Genomic DNA, 14,482 nt, shown 5'->3' with positions numbered 1-14,482 from the left:
CATTTGTTGTCGTTCTGACGGCTGAAAACGACCACAAGTGCGAGTTAGTTGGGAGGAACAGAACGACGCCGGCCGGTCACCTAGGAAAGGTGACCGGCCGGCGTCGTCGTTCGACCGCTTCTCCACAAACTCGGCGCCGAGGCGCCTCGTCTATGGAGCCTCTGCGGTCTCGCTTATTAAGCCAATAGGGTTAGGCGCGATTGTCGCCTAGTTCTACCAGCCGCGCTCGGCGAGGCGGTGCGGCTGCGGGATCTCGTCCACGTTGATGCCCACCATGGCTTCGCCCAGGCCGCGGGAGGCCTTGGCGATGACGTCGGGGTCGTCGAAGAAGGTGGTGGCCTTCACGACGGCGGCGGCGCGCTGGGCGGGGTTGCCGGACTTGAAGATGCCGGAGCCGACGAACACGCCGTCGGCACCCAGCTGCATCATCATCGCGGCGTCGGCCGGGGTGGCGATGCCGCCGGCGGTGAACAGCACGACCGGGAGCTTGCCGGTGGCCGCGACTTCCTTGACGAGTTCGTACGGGGCCTGCAGTTCCTTGGCCGCGACATACAGCTCGTCCTCCGGCAGGGAGGACAGCCGGCGGAGCTCGGCGCGGATCTGGCGCATGTGCGTGGTGGCGTTGGAGACGTCCCCGGTGCCGGCCTCACCCTTGGAACGGATCATCGCTGCGCCCTCGTTGATGCGGCGCAGAGCCTCACCGAGGTTGGTGGCACCGCAGACGAAGGGAACGGTGAAGTTCCACTTGTCGATGTGGTTGGTGTAGTCGGCCGGGGTCAGGACCTCGGACTCGTCGATGTAGTCCACGCCGAGGGACTGCAGGACCTGCGCCTCGACGAAGTGGCCGATGCGGGCCTTGGCCATGACCGGGACGGAGACGGCGTCGATGATCTTGTCGATCATGTCCGGATCGGACATGCGGGACACGCCGCCCTGGGCGCGGATGTCGGCCGGAACGCGCTCGAGCGCCATAACGGCAACGGCACCGGCGTCTTCGGCGATGCGGGCCTGTTCGACGTTGACGACGTCCATGATGACGCCGCCCTTGAGCATCTCTGCCATGCCGCGCTTGACGCGGTTGCTGCCCGTGACGCTGTTGGCGGTCGAGCCGGCTTCGCTGCTTACATCAGGTGTAGACACAAAAACCCCTATGGGTAGATAGATGACCTTCGCCGGGAGTGCGGGCGGCACGGAAATGCCGTAATTTGCACACACCGGATTACCGGATCCATTGACCAGGCAGTCCTAATACTAGTCCCACCCCGGCAGCCCGGCTTAATCAGGTTTGTTCGGTGTCCTCGAGCGACTGGTCGCGGACCGCAAGCACACGCTGGACCACCGTGATGAAGCTTGCCAGAGCCAGCAGCACGAGGGTCACGAACAGGACTATGGACGGCAGCCCCAGCCCCGTGAAGCCGGTGACCACCAGGACGGACACCAGCCGCTCGGCTCGTTCGGCAATGCCCACATTGGCCTGGAAGCCCAGTGATTCGGCCTTCGCCCGCACGTACGAGACCACCATGCCAAGAACGAGGCAGACGACGGCGGCAATCGCTATCGCCTCATTTTCGCCGCCCGTAAAAAACCAGACAGCCAGGCCGGCGAAGAGCGCCCCGTCCGCCACCCGGTCCAGGGTGGAGTCCAGGAAGTTGCCCCAGCGGCCTCCCCCGTTCTGCAGCCGCGCCATGATGCCGTCAATGACGTCGGAAAAGATGAAGGCGGTGATGAAGAGCGTTCCCCACCAGAGCTGGCCCAGCGGGTAGAAGACGAGGGCGCCCACCACCACGCCGGCCGTCCCGATGATGGTGATGGCGTCCGGGGATACACCGATTCTGAGGAGCCAGCGGGCAAGCGGGGAGAACAGCGCGGTGAAGAAACCGCGGGCATGCCTATTCAGCATGCGTCTCCCCCGGCCACGCCTCGGCAATCTGCTGGCGGACTTCGTCGAGGGTCTGCGTGATCGCCTTGGTCTGGGCGATGATGGGGAAGAAGTTCCCGTCGCCGCCCCACCGCGGAACAATGTGCTGGTGGAGGTGCCCGGCAATTCCGGCCCCGCCCACAACCCCCTGGTTCATGCCGAGGTTGAAGCCGCCCGGATTCGCCACCTTCCGCAGCACGCGCATCGCGGTCTGGGTCAGCTCGGCGAATTCGGCGGTCTCCTCGACCGTCAGGTCCGTGTAGTCCGGAACGTGGCGGTAAGGGCACACCAGCAGGTGCCCCGGGTTGTACGGAAACAGGTTCAGCACCACGTAGCTCGTGCGGCCCCGGTACACGATGAGGGATTCCTCATCCGTGCGTGAGGGGGCGATGCAGAAAGGGCAGTCGTCCTGATTCTTGAACTGGTGCTGTCCGCCCTTGATGTAGGCCATGCGGTGCGGAGTCCACAGGCGCTGGAAGGCGTCCGGAACGCCGGCGAGGCCAAAATCATCCGTCACCTCAGCGTCGCCCGGATAGCCCGCCCCTGTGTTCTCCTGCACTGTGTGCCCCCTCCGCCGCGGCTAGCTGGTCCGGTCGCGGACGGCATCCACGATCCGCTGGACAGCTTCGGCCACGGGCACGCCGTTGTCCTGGCTGCCGTCACGGAACCGGAAGGACACGGCGCCGGCCTCGGCGTCCTCGCCTCCGGCGATGAGCACGAACGGAATCTTGTCCTTGCTGGCCGTGCGGATCTTCTTCGGGAAGCGGTCCGAGGAGATATCCACCTCGGCCCGGATGCCCGCCGCCTTGAGCTGGCCGACGACGTCGAACATGTATTCGTTGAAGGCCTCTGCCACCGGGATGCCCACCACCTGCACGGGAGACAGCCATGCCGGGAACGCGCCGGCATAGTGCTCCGTGAGCACGCCCATGAAGCGCTCCACGGAGCCGAAGAGGGCACGGTGGATCATGACCGGGCGCTGGCGGGTGCCGTCAGCGGCCTGGAACTCGAGTTCGAAGCGCTCGGGCAGGTTGAAGTCCAGCTGGATCGTGGACATCTGCCAGGTGCGGCCCAGGGCGTCTTTCGCCTGAACGGAGATCTTGGGGCCGTAGAACGCGGCTCCGCCCGGATCCGGGATCAGCTCCAGGCCGGAGGCTTCGGCCACCTCGGCCAGGGTGCGGGTGGCTTCCTCCCACGCCTCGTCAGAACCGACGTTCTTTTCCGGATCCTTGGTGGAAAGCTCCAGGTAGAAGTCGTTAAGGCCGTAGTCCTTGAGCAGGCCCAGGACGAAGTTCAGGGTGGAGGTGAGCTCGTCCTTCATCTGCTCGCGGGTGCAGTAGATGTGGGCGTCGTCCTGGGTCATGCCGCGCACGCGGGTCAGGCCGTGCACCACGCCGGACTTTTCGTACCGGTACACCGAACCGAATTCGAACAGCCGCAGGGGCAGTTCGCGGTAGGAGCGGCCGCGCGAGCGGAAGATCAGGTTGTGCATGGGGCAGTTCATCGGCTTCAGGTAGTAGTCCTGGCCGGGCTTGCGCACGGTGCCGTCCTCGTTCAGTTCCGCGTCGATGTGCATCGCCGGGAACATGCCCTCCTTGTACCAGTCGAGGTGGCCGGAGACTTCGTAGAGGTGCCCCTTGGTGATGTGCGGGGTGTAGACAAACTCGTAGCCGGCATCCACGTGGCGCTGGCGGGAGTAGTCCTCCATGGCCTTGCGGATGATGCCGCCCTTGGGGTGGAAGACCGGCAGGCCGGAGCCCAGTTCGTCCGGGAAGGAGAACAGGTCCAGTTCGGCGCCAAGCTTGCGGTGGTCGCGGCGCTCGGCCTCGGCAATGCGCTCCTGGTAGGCCTTCAGGGCATCCTTGGTGGGCCAGGCGGTGCCGTAGATGCGCTGCAGCTGCTGGTTGTTCTGGTTGCCCAGCCAGTAGGCGGCCGACGAGCGGGTCAGGGCGAAGGCATTGGAAATGAGCTTCGTGTTGGGCAGGTGAGGGCCGCGGCACAGGTCGCACCAGACGCTGTCCCCGCTCTTTCGGTCCACGTTGTCGTAAATGGTGATGTCCCCGGCGCCCACTTCGACGTTGACGCCTTCACCGGCGTCGGCGGCGTTGTTCTTCTTGCCCAGGAGCTCGAGCTTGTAGGGCTCGTTCTTCATGGCTTCGCGGGCTTCGTCCTCGGAAACGACGCGCCGGACGAACTTCTGGTTCTGGTTGATGATCTTGAGCATCATCTTTTCCAGGGCCTTCAGGTCTTCCGGGGTGAAGGGTTCGGCGACGTCGAAGTCGAAGTAGAAGCCGTCGGTGATGTAGGGGCCGATGCCCAGCTTGGCGTCGGGGCGCAGCTGCTGCACTGCCTGGGCCATGACGTGCGCGGTCGAGTGGCGCAGCACCTTGAGGCCGTCAGGGGAATCGATGGTGACGGCCTCGATCTGTGCACCTTCGGGAAAGGGCTGGTCCAGGTCCTTCAGCTCGCCGTCAACGCGGGCCACAACGACGTCGCGGCGCTCAAAGAAGAGTTCCGCGCCGGTGGTCCCGGTAGTCACCTTCATCTCTTCGCCATCGACGATGAGGGTGATCTGCTCGGCATCTGACACGGGTGTCTCCTATTCAAAGTTAAGGCTTCGTAGCTTGTGGCATACGGGGACCACAGCCAGCCTCGTCAATGGTATCCGTTACGTGAGAGGCCAGCCAAAGCGGCGCCCGGGTGGCAGCGGGGCATCACGACGCGCACCGGGCCGGGCAGGTCAGCCGCCCAGCCCGGTGATGGCCAGATTCCTGCCGATTCCTTCCAGCGGTCCCGGCACCCTGAATTCATCAGGGATGACCGTTCCGGGGTGGACATCGGACGCGCCCTGGCTGTCGGAGCGGGTCCCGGGACCGTGAGTTTCCGGAACCGGTTCAGTAGCGCCTCCCGGAGCCGCGCCTCCCGGACCGGGCGCACCCTGTTCCGGGAAGGGCAGCGTGTCTATCCGGCTGAGGTCCCAGGCCATGCTGGCGCTCAGGCTGATTCCCCGCGGGCCTGTTCGCCTGGTGGTTCCCCGGATGAGCAGCAGCCGCGTGCCGAAAAGCAGGGGCCCGGCGTGCTCCTGGGCTTCATGGAAGAACACCGAGTCGACGCATCCGGTGCCGTCATCAATGCTGATGAAGACAACCCTCCTGCCGCCGCGCATGGGCGGGGTCTGGGTGGCAATCCGGACGCCGGCCACCAGAACCTCCGTGCCGTTCCTGAGTCCGAGAAGTTTGTCCGCGGTGGTAACGCCAAGCCTGTCCAGGAGCGGCCGGTGGCTCGACATCAGGTGCTCGCTGACATCCACAGCCATCAGGTCAAGCTCCGCCCGGACATTCTCCACCATGGTGGGTGGCGGAAGCTCAGCCTTGACGTTCCGCAGCTCAACATCACCCAAAGGCAGTGCCAGTTGTCCTTCGATGACGTCGGGGCCTTTCCGGACCTGCCGGTTCTGGAGGTTCTGGAGGTGCTGGACCAGGTCCGCCCGGTTGGCGGCACCGCCCGATTCACGGTGCAGGGAATCGAAGGCGCCCAACTGGGCCAGCCTCTTGATACTCGGTTTGCTCACCCTGGACCTGGCCCGAAGGTCCGCCAGGGAGTCGTAGGGCTGCCCGGCCACGATCCGTTTCAGCTCCGAACCGGAAAGGCCGAAGATCCCGTTCAGACTCAGCCTGATGCCCAGCTTCCCCCGGTCCGGTCCCTCCGCGACCCGCTCCACCCGGTATTCGGCCCCGCTGCGGTTGATGTCCAGCGGAAGGATGGGGATGCCAAGGCGGCGCGCCTCAGCAACCAGCAGGCGCTTGGGATACATGCCGGGATCGTGTTCCCACAGCCCGGCCAGGAAGGCCTCCGGATGGTGGGCCTTGAGCCAGGCCGACTGGTAGGTGGGCACCGCAAAGGCCGCACCGTGGGCTTTGCAGAATCCGAAGCTGCCAAACGCTTTCAGGGTCCCCCAGACCTTGTCCACCACCTCCGGGGTGTACTTGTTCTCCCGGGCTTTTCGTCGGAAGAACTCCTCCACCTTCGGCTCCAGTTCTTCGTTGCCCAGGGCGCGGCGGAATTCGTCGGCCCTGGCTAGCCCGCAGTGCGTCATGACGTCGAAGGTTTTCAGGATCTGCTCGTGGAACACGGTGACTCCGTGGGTTTCCTGCAGCACCGGCTTGAGGTCCGGATGGGGATAGACCTCCGGGGCGAAGCCGTGCCGGTGTTCCAGGAACGGCCGGACCATGTCCGATTTCATGGGCCCGGGGCGGAACAGCGAAATGTCGATGATGAGATCGTTGAAATCCCTCGGCGCCATTTTGCCCACGAGTTCACGCTGGCCCGGTGATTCGATCTGGAAACAGCCCAGGGTGTGGGTGCTCCTGATGAGCTCGTAGGTGGGTTCGTCATCCAGCGGCACAGCGTTGAGGTCTATGCGGCCGTCCTCGCGGATGTAGTCCGGGCCCCTGCCGTCAGGTCCCACGGGATGGGCGCCGGCGACCACCACTTCCTCCTTCGAAGGATGGATCCGGATGATCTCCCGCACGGCAAAGGCCATGGCGCTTTGCATCCGGACCCCCAGCACATCGAGTTTGAGCATGCCCATGGGATCCATGTCGTGTTTGTCGAACTGGCTCATGGGCAGCCCCAGCCCGCTGGGCTGGACGGGGGTCCGGTCCAGCAGGGTGGCATCGCCGAGAATCACGCCGCAGGGGTGCATGGAGATATGGCGCGGGAGTCGGTCCAGGCGTTCGGTTAGATCCACCAGCAGGTCAAGCTGCTGGTTTTCCGAAAAGTCCCGCTGCTCCACCCTGCCGGCAAATTCCCGCAGTTCGGGTTTTTCCTCAAGCGCCTCCCTGAATTTTCGGGCCGAGAACCGCCACAACTGCTTGGCAATTTCTCCCACATCGCCGTCGTCCATTCCCAGGGCCATGCCTGCATCCCGGACGGCTCCCCGGGCCCGGTAGCCGTTCTGCATGCTCATCAGGGTGACGCGCTGGGCGCCGAAGCGGTCAAAGATTTTCCGGTAGATGTTGTGCCGTTCAGCGCTTTCGACGTCGATGTCGATGTCGGGCAGGGTGGACCGGTCTCCGGACAGGAACCGTTCGAAAATCAGGTCATGCTGGAGCGGATTCACCTGGCTGACATCGATCAGGTAATTCACCAGGCTGGAAGCCCCAGACCCTCTGGCGGCGGCCCGCACCCCCATGTCCTGGATCATCCGGGAAACCTCCGCCACAGTGAGGAAGTAGGAGGCGAAGCCGAGGTTGGAGATGATCTTCAGTTCATGATCCAGCCGCGCCCGCATCCCGGCCTCGGCCGTGCCGGAAATCCCCGGAAAACGGCGGGTGACGCCGGCCTCGCAGCGCAGGGCCAGCTCTGCCAGCGGATCCCCTTCAATGCCGATCACGGAGGCCTCGGGCACCACCGGCTGTTTCCAGCCCATGTCGGACACCGGATCCATGCGGCACCGGTCGGCGAGCGCCTCCGTTTGCGCGAGGAGCACCTGGAGGTCCGCCGCCCCGTAACCGGCGGCATGAATGATTTCCTTCCCCAGCTGAAGCATCTGCGCAGGCGATTTCAGCCAGCCCTGACCGTTGGGCTGGAGCATCGGTGCGGCGGACAGCTCGGGCAGCGACTTCAGCGTGCGGGCGGAATCCAGGACGTCTGCCGTCGCGGCGCCGTCCTCCGCGCAATAGCGGACCGCGTTGGTGAGCACTGCCGGAACACGGAATTCCTGGGCAAGCTTCAGCATGCGCACGGCATGGGCGGTGCTCAGCGGCTCCCCGGGAGCACTGAGGTGGGTGACTACTTCGGCGGCAAGGCTCCCTGCCGGCAATGCATCCAGCCAGCTCTTGAACAGCGTTCGTGGCCGAAGGTAACGCCGCCCGCCCAACGCCCGCCCGACGTCGGAATCAGGGCCGACCAGAACGGTGAGCACCGGCCTCAGGGTTTTGGGGTCAAGGATCCTGGATGCGAGCTCCGCGCGGGTGACCGCAACCGGGACGGCTCCCCCGGCCTTGCCGGTGGTGCGGGCGTGCGCATCCGAAATCAGCCGGCACAGCGCCCTGTAGCCGGCGCCGTTGTTGTGGCCGTGCGCAAGAACCACTACCCGGCCGGAAAGCTGCGTGCGGAGGTCTCCGTCGTCGTCGAATACGGCGAGGTCCACCCCCACAACGGGGTCAATGCCGGCAGCCATGCATGCCTTGAGGTGCTTAACGGTGCCGTACAGCCCGTCCCTGTCGGTGCAGGCAAGTGCGGTTGCCCCCTCGGCCGCTGCCGACTGGGCGAGCTCATCAGGCCAGGAAACACCGTAGTGGGCGCTGAAGGCGGTGGAAACGTGAAGGTGCGTGAAGGTCATGCTGTCTTATGCCGGAGTGCGTCGTGGGTCCGGAGCAGCCTCCAGCGTCCGCTGCCGATATGCCGGACCAGATCCAGGGTCAGGGGTTCAGGTGATTCCGCCGATTCCTGGCTGCTTGGGGTGCCGGACGGAACCACCTGGAGGCGCCAGATCTCGTGGTCCACGAGTCCCGGTCCGCTGCCCAGCGGTGCCCGCTTCTCCTCCGCCCACCACTGCCGGCGCTCATACCAGCGCACCGGTTCGGCGCAGACGGTGTACTGCCTGCCGCCCCACTGGAGTTCCACGGGTTCGCCCGCGGCGTTGCAGGCGACGTCTACCGACTCGCTGAACATGCCCACGGGTGCCTCCGGAAACCAACAGAATCTGCTGAATATAAACGGTTATTCGAATATGTATTCGAATACGTCAAGTCTACGCCGGGCCTCGGACAAAACCTAGATGGGTGTGGACTGACGGCGGCTTAGGGGGCAGGATGGAGCCATGAGTTCCAATGACGCGCTCCTGAAGCATGTAAGCATCGCCGCCAAAGAGGCAACACTGGTGGCCAGGTTTGATATCGAGGGCAACATTCCAGGATCGGGCGCCTTTGTCGTGGGGCTCATGGCTGCCACTCCGGACTATTCGCATCAACGGAGGCTGGGAATCGAGTTCATGAACGGTGAAGCCATCTCCATGTACTTCTTCAACCACGACGAGACGGAGGAGACCTTTGACATCAGCAACGTCGAGCACTCCGGCAACACCATTACCGGCAACTTCCCTGTGAGCACGATGCTCGGTCTTGGCAAAGGACACCTCATGTCAGGCTTCAGCGAAGCTGACGGCCGGGACTACCAGTCCGGCGTGCCCGTGGAGGAATCCCTTTAAGCAGCTCCGGCAGGGCTAGGCAGCCCCGCCGGTACCAGGGCAGGGCAAGCCTGCCAGGACTTAGTTGTTGTCCTTGTGGATTTTCAGCTCGAGCTCAATGAACTTCGAGATCATGGCCCGGTACGTGCTTTCCACGATGTCCGGGTCTATTTCTTTCTTCTCGGCGGCAGCGCGGACGTGCTCTATGACGCGCTCCACGCGACCGGGAGCCCTGACTTCCGCGTCATCGCCCTTTAGCGTCCCGGCGATCCTGATCAGGCGCTCGCGGCGGGCAATCAGCGTGACGATCTGCTCATCCACCTCATCGACGGCGATCCGAACGGCAGCGAGCTGTTCTTTGTCAGCCTGGGCGTTTTTGTCGTCTCCGTGATTTGTGGGCATGTCCATGACAGTATCGAACCATGCAGCCCCGAGTCGATTTTATTTCACTGGGAGTGCGAAGCGTCGCCGCCTCCCGCCGCTTCTATGTGGACGCCCTCGGCTGGCCGGTCCACCGGGAGGTTCCGGATGAAGTGGTGTTTATCCAGGCCAACCACGGGCTGGTGCTCTCGCTGTGGAACGCAGCGCAGATGCAGGCCGAGGCCGCCGTGGACGCCCCTTCAGCTGTCCCCTGTATTACGCTGAGCCACAACGTGGGCAGCGCCGACGAAGTTGACCGCGTGATGGCACAGGCAGAAGCCGCCGGCGCCGCCGTCGTGGCCGCCCCCAAGACCCAGCCCTGGGGCGGCTACACAGGTTACTTCGCGGATCCGGACGGCTTCCGGTGGGAGATTGCCTATAACCCCACCTGGACAGTGGACGACGGCGGACGCGTCACCGTCTGATGTCTGCCGGCGGTTGCCGGCAAGGGCGGCCTGGCAGTGGGGGGATAATGGGCATATGTGCGGCAGATACGTCATGAGCAGAGCCGTTGGTGATCTTCTGGCAGCATTCGACGTCGATGAATCCTACGTCGAGGAACTCCAGCCTTCCTACAACGTTGCCCCAACAGATGCGGTCCCCTTGATCCTGGACCGGAGCTCGGGAGAGGGCGAACCGGTGACAAGGAAGCTGGTCACCGCCCGTTGGGGCCTGGTGCCGTCCTGGGCCAAGGACCCCAAAGGAGGCGCAAAGCTGATCAACGCCAGAATGGAAACCATCACCGAAAAGCCTTCCTTCAGGAAAGCCGCAGCAGCCAGGCGCGGATTACTCGTAGGCGACGGATATTTTGAGTGGGAAAAGACTCCCGGCGGCGGGAAGATCCCGACCTATCTGTACGGGCCGGACAACCAGATCCTTGCATTCGCCGCATTGTTTGAAAACTGGCCTGATCCTGCTTTGCCCAATGGCCACCCGGACAAATGGCTGCGGACTGCCACGATCATCACCACGGCGGCCTCCGATGCCCTCGGGCACATTCACGACCGCACTCCGATGGTTGTGCCTCCGGAGATGTATTCGGACTGGCTCGACCCCGATACAACCTCCGAGGCCGATGTCCGCGCCCTGCTGGACTCCATGCCCGAACCGCGTCTGGTGCCACGCGTGGTCAGCGACCGTGTCAACAGCGTCCGCAACAACGGGCCAGACCTCATAGAACCGGCCGCCGCCACCGGCAGCTGATGGCCGTCAGCGAGACAGCAGCGGCCGGCCTTTAGCCGCAGGTAAGGCAGTTGGATTGGCTGGCCCATCATCGGGCCGGGGTTCGAGCCATGTGGTCGGCCAGAAATTCGGCGTCCGCGCCGACACCTGAGAGCAAGCCTGACTTGAAGGTGTGCATCCAGTGCAGCCCGAGGAAGTACAGGCCCGGGACTGGGGTGACACCGTGCTGTTGGATGGGCCGGCCGTGCTCGTCGAACGTCGGAAGCCTGACCCAGCCGAAGTCGTAGTCGTAGCCGGTCGCCCAGATGATCGTGTTGATGCCTTCCCTGGTGAGATTCAGCGAATTGACCTCCCCCACGGTGGGGAGATGGATGGGTTCCTCCGGCTCGTCGCCGACGAGATCCTCTTCGATTCCCTTGTTGATGAATTGACGCGCTGCCGACAAGAAGTCGGCATATGCCCTGTCGGCATCATCTAGGACCTGATTCGCGTTGGCTTGCACAGTGAGATTCCCGCCGGATGCACCGACGACTCTGCCGATCACCTTGACGCCGTCCGTAGCGAGTTGCCGAACGTTGACGTCGTATCCACCGTTCACGCCGGTAACGACCGTCGAAGGTGGGTATTGACGCGAGGGAAAGCTGTCTATTGTCTGCGCAAAACGGCCCAGTGCCTCCAGCCACCAGTAGACGTCCTTGCCCCTGAAGCGTCTCGGGGCGCGCCGGTGCCGGCTCACCGACACGTACACGCGGCGCCCGGCGTGTAGCAGTTCGTCGGCGATCTGACAGCCGGAGGCGCCGCTGCCCACTACCAGCACGGCGCCTCCCGGCAACGCCTCCGGAGAGCGGTATTGCGTGGGGTCGAGTTGCAGCACCGACGGTGGGACGTCATGCGCCAACTGCGGGACCCGTGGAAGCTGGAACGGTCCGGTTGCGATCACCACGCGCCGTGCGTGGATGGAACCTTCGGCCAGGGACACGTTGAAACCGTCACTAGTGCCGTGTTCAGCGAGGGCGCGGACCTCAGTATTCTCGCGCACGGGAGCCCCTGTGCTGACGGCATAGTGCTCAACCAGACGAAGAATCTCGCTGTAGTGTGCGAACCCGTCGGGATCGTTTCCCCGGTACGCGTAGCCCGGCAGTTGGAGCGTCCAGTTCGGGAACTGAAAGCGCAAGGAGTCCCATCTTTCGGTACGCCAGCGCGCACCGATTCGCCGACGCTCCAAGACGACGTGCTCGCGCCCTTGTTGCTGCAGGACACTGCTCATCGCGAGGCCGGCCTGGCCGCCCCCGATGACAACGACGTCGTGCTGCTCCCGCATGCTCCGCTTCCCAGAGACTGGTGACGCATCGAGCGTATCAGCGGCGGTGCGTAGGTGGGAGAGAGGATATCGCAACAGAGGCGGGGGAATACCGGCACCCGGGTTACCGTTGACACGAACGAAAACTGACTGGCAACACACCAACCTTGAGGAGAGCTCCGTGGATTTCACTCCCGAAGACGGCACCATCACCATGTTTTCGACTACGTGGTGCGGCTACTGCAACCGGCTCAAGAAGCAGCTGGACGCGCAGGGAATCGGCTACACCGAAATTAACATCGAAGAGGTGGACGGCACCGCCGAGCTCGTGGAGCAGATCAACGGCGGCAACCGCACCGTTCCCACCGTTCTCTTCCCGGACGGCACCGCGGCCACCAACCCTTCGGCGGCTGAGGTTAAGAACAGGCTTGCGGCCTAGGCGCGCCTTTCGCCTGAACACACTGCGGCTGCCGGGCCCGGCTGCCCTTACCCGACTAACCGGGCTGGGTCAGCGGAGCCGGGCAGCCGCAGCTTTTTGCAGCGACGTCGCAATTCTCGCGAGCGTGGCGGATTCCACCGACCATTGCTGCCAGTACAGCGGGACGTCGATGGGGCGCTCATCATCGAGGACGACGAGCGTGCCGGCCGCGACAGCGTCCGAGGACTGAAGGTCGGGCAGCATTCCCCAGCCGAGTCCCAGTTCGATCGCGCGCATGAAATCGGCGGATGCGGGCACGTAATGCCTGGGCGGCAGGGCGGCGCCGGCACCCAGCCGCCGCTCAAGGTAGCGGTCCTGCAGGGCGTCCTTGCGGTCGAAGACCACCACGGGCGCCGCGGACAGGGCATGGCCGGTGAATCCGTCCGGCAGCCACTGCTCGGCAAAGGCCCGGCTGGCCACGGCCCTGTACCTCATGATGCCGAGGGGCCGCGCAATGCACCCCTGTACGGGGTTCGGGTTTGAAGTTATCGCCGCCATCGCAGTGCCTTCCCGGAGGCGGTCGATCGAGTGGTCCTGGTCATCAATGGTGACTTCAAAGCTGGCCCGGTCGATGCCCGCCAGGGCCGGCAGAACCCACGTGGCCAGTGAGTCGGCGTTGATGACCAGCGGTATGCGCGGGCGGGCCCCGGCTCCTTCCAGGCCCAGCTCATCCATGGCCTCACTTTCGAGGAGGGCCACCTGGCGTGCCAGCCGGACCACCACACTTCCGGATTTGGTGGGCCGGGCGGGCTTGGTTCTGAGCAGCAGGACGCGGCCGGTCTGCTGCTCGAGGGCTTTGATCCGCTGGCTGACCGCCGACGAGGTCACGTGGAGGGCTTCAGCCGCCCGGTCGAAGGTGCCTTGTTCGATCACAGCGGCCAGCGTCCTGAGCTGTTCGGTCGTCGCGTCCATCCTGAAATTTCCTTAATGTACGTAAGAAAGTTTAGCTGTACTCATGATTCCGCGGCGCCTAAAGTCAGGCAAGTGGAATTCATAACATCCTTCGGATCTCTCCTTGCCGGCTTCGGCGCCGGCCTCTCGCTCATCGTTGCCATCGGCGCCCAGAACGCCTTTGTGCTGCGCCAGGGATTGCGCCGCGAACACCTTGCACCCATCGTGGCGGTCTGCATCGCCAGCGACGCTGTGCTGATCGTTGCCGGCGTGGCTGGAGTTGGCGCCCTGATCCAGGCCGCGCCGTTTGCGCTGGCGGTGGTCCGCTGGGCAGGCGCTGCCTTCCTTCTCGCCTATGCCGTCATAGCTGCCAGGCGTGCCCTGAATCCCGGAGCCCTCGCCGCCTCAGGCCCGCCTGCCCGGACCACGCTGACCGCGGCGGTGACCACCGCCGTCGCCCTGACGTGGCTCAACCCGCACGTGTACCTGGACACGGTGGTGCTCCTGGGCTCGCTGGCGTCCGGCCACGGACCTGATGGCCGCTGGCCTTTCGCCTGGGGAGCGGTGGCCGGCAGCACGCTGTGGTTCAGCCTCCTCGGGTTCGGCGCGAAGTTCCTGGCACCGGTCTTCGCCCGGCCCGGCGCGTGGCGCGTCCTCGACGGCGGAATCGCCGTCCTCATGACGGTCCTGGCGGTGCTGCTGGTTGTTCATTGACACGTGTCGGTGCTGAGGCTGAAGACAGGGCGCTGAACACGCAGGATAGGCACCGCCGCAGCGGTGCCTATCCTGTTTGTGCCTAGACCTTCTCGTGGATGCGGTCAGTCATCGGTTTCGGAGCCTGGTGTTCCCTGCGGCGGGCAAGGAAAGCCCACAGTTTGGTTTCGTCCGCATGGGCCCGGGGTTCCGGGGTTTCCGCAGGTGCGGTATCCCGGCGCTCTTCAGGCTTCCGGGTTGCGTCCTTCTTAGTGCCCCAGCCGAAATCCTCACGCGATGAGTAGCACATCACCGACCTCCTTTACAGTCGCTGTCCTTTAATGGTGCTCCGGTTTGGGCCGAAAAGTCGACGGGATTCGGGACGAATGGAACGCAGATGCGTTGGCG

At 64.5% G+C, this 14,482-nt stretch carries 15 protein-coding genes; 5 read left to right on the top strand and 10 right to left on the bottom strand.

What is annotated here, in order from left to right; all coding sequences use genetic code 11:
- Window positions 1-213: 213 nt before the first annotated feature.
- From pdxS to ASG92_RS25010, 6 genes are all read right to left on the bottom strand, one after another.
- Entirely contained in the window at window positions 214-1,140 is a 927-nt protein-coding gene (gene pdxS, locus ASG92_RS25035) for a pyridoxal 5'-phosphate synthase lyase subunit PdxS (protein WP_056635363.1), read from the bottom strand.
- Window positions 1,141-1,279: 139 nt separating this feature from the next.
- Complete coding sequence (gene pgsA / locus ASG92_RS25030) at window positions 1,280-1,900, bottom strand: phosphatidylinositol phosphate synthase (RefSeq protein WP_056635360.1); 621 nt, start codon at window positions 1,898-1,900, stop codon at window positions 1,280-1,282.
- A complete protein-coding gene (locus ASG92_RS25025) occupies window positions 1,890-2,477 on the bottom strand; it encodes an HIT domain-containing protein (protein ID WP_056635076.1) in 588 nt (195 codons plus the stop codon). The genes pgsA and ASG92_RS25025 overlap by 11 nt, the downstream gene beginning before the upstream one ends.
- Before the next feature lie 21 nt (window positions 2,478-2,498).
- Window positions 2,499-4,508 (bottom strand): threonine--tRNA ligase, encoded by a 2,010-nt coding sequence (thrS, locus tag ASG92_RS25020; protein ID WP_056635074.1) that lies wholly within the window; start codon window positions 4,506-4,508, stop codon window positions 2,499-2,501.
- 150 nt (window positions 4,509-4,658) lie between these two features.
- Entirely contained in the window at window positions 4,659-8,264 is a 3,606-nt protein-coding gene (gene dnaE / locus ASG92_RS25015) for a DNA polymerase III subunit alpha (protein WP_056635072.1), read from the bottom strand.
- Window positions 8,261-8,602, bottom strand: a complete 342-nt coding sequence (locus ASG92_RS25010; protein ID WP_056635067.1) for a hypothetical protein — start codon at window positions 8,600-8,602, stop codon at window positions 8,261-8,263. The genes dnaE and ASG92_RS25010 overlap by 4 nt, the downstream gene beginning before the upstream one ends.
- A 142-nt stretch (window positions 8,603-8,744) precedes the next feature.
- On the opposite strand from ASG92_RS25010, the gene ASG92_RS25005 reads away from it, so the two are divergent.
- Window positions 8,745-9,131, top strand: a complete 387-nt coding sequence (locus tag ASG92_RS25005) for a hypothetical protein (protein ID WP_056635064.1) — start codon at window positions 8,745-8,747, stop codon at window positions 9,129-9,131.
- Window positions 9,132-9,191: 60 nt separating this feature from the next.
- On the opposite strand, the gene ASG92_RS25000 is transcribed toward ASG92_RS25005, so the two are convergent.
- Entirely contained in the window at window positions 9,192-9,518 is a 327-nt protein-coding gene (locus ASG92_RS25000) for a chorismate mutase (protein ID WP_056635063.1), read from the bottom strand.
- A 14-nt stretch (window positions 9,519-9,532) separates the two neighbouring features.
- Here ASG92_RS25000 and ASG92_RS24995 point away from each other — a divergent pair, with 14 nt between their 5' ends.
- Together ASG92_RS24995 and ASG92_RS24990 are read left to right on the top strand one after the other, a co-directional pair.
- Window positions 9,533-9,955, top strand: coding sequence for a VOC family protein (locus ASG92_RS24995; RefSeq protein ID WP_056635060.1), 423 nt, complete (start codon window positions 9,533-9,535; stop codon window positions 9,953-9,955).
- A gap of 55 nt (window positions 9,956-10,010) precedes the next feature.
- A complete protein-coding gene (locus ASG92_RS24990) occupies window positions 10,011-10,733 on the top strand; it encodes an SOS response-associated peptidase (protein WP_082579732.1) in 723 nt (240 codons plus the stop codon).
- A gap of 67 nt (window positions 10,734-10,800) precedes the next feature.
- Here the strand turns inward: ASG92_RS24990 and ASG92_RS24985 are convergent, their stop codons facing one another.
- The gene (locus tag ASG92_RS24985; protein ID WP_056635056.1) at window positions 10,801-12,033 is read right to left on the bottom strand and encodes an NAD(P)-binding domain-containing protein; all 1,233 of its coding nucleotides are present in this window, start codon (window positions 12,031-12,033) and stop codon (window positions 10,801-10,803) included.
- 160 nt (window positions 12,034-12,193) lie between these two features.
- Here ASG92_RS24985 and ASG92_RS24980 point away from each other — a divergent pair, with 160 nt between their 5' ends.
- Window positions 12,194-12,451, top strand: coding sequence for a mycoredoxin (locus tag ASG92_RS24980; protein WP_003800646.1), 258 nt, complete (start codon window positions 12,194-12,196; stop codon window positions 12,449-12,451).
- A gap of 69 nt (window positions 12,452-12,520) precedes the next feature.
- Here ASG92_RS24980 and ASG92_RS24975 read toward each other — a convergent pair whose 3' ends face one another.
- Complete coding sequence (locus ASG92_RS24975) at window positions 12,521-13,402, bottom strand: LysR family transcriptional regulator ArgP (protein WP_056635055.1); 882 nt, start codon at window positions 13,400-13,402, stop codon at window positions 12,521-12,523.
- A gap of 72 nt (window positions 13,403-13,474) precedes the next feature.
- On the opposite strand from ASG92_RS24975, the gene ASG92_RS24970 reads away from it, so the two are divergent.
- Window positions 13,475-14,095 carry a LysE/ArgO family amino acid transporter gene (locus tag ASG92_RS24970; RefSeq protein WP_240987298.1) on the top strand — a complete coding sequence of 207 codons (621 nt, stop codon included), beginning with the start codon at window positions 13,475-13,477 and terminating at the stop codon, window positions 14,093-14,095.
- Window positions 14,096-14,177: 82 nt separating this feature from the next.
- On the opposite strand, the gene ASG92_RS24965 is transcribed toward ASG92_RS24970, so the two are convergent.
- Window positions 14,178-14,384 carry a hypothetical protein gene (locus tag ASG92_RS24965; protein ID WP_056635051.1) on the bottom strand — a complete coding sequence of 69 codons (207 nt, stop codon included), beginning with the start codon at window positions 14,382-14,384 and terminating at the stop codon, window positions 14,178-14,180.
- Window positions 14,385-14,482 lie beyond the last annotated feature (98 nt).

Origin of the sequence: Arthrobacter sp. Soil736 (genome assembly GCF_001428005.1) — a bacterium.
Taxonomy (GTDB): Bacteria; Actinomycetota; Actinomycetes; order Actinomycetales; family Micrococcaceae; genus Arthrobacter.
The sequence above is the reverse complement of the archived record's forward strand: the minus strand, read 5'-3'. Positions and strand labels throughout refer to the sequence as shown.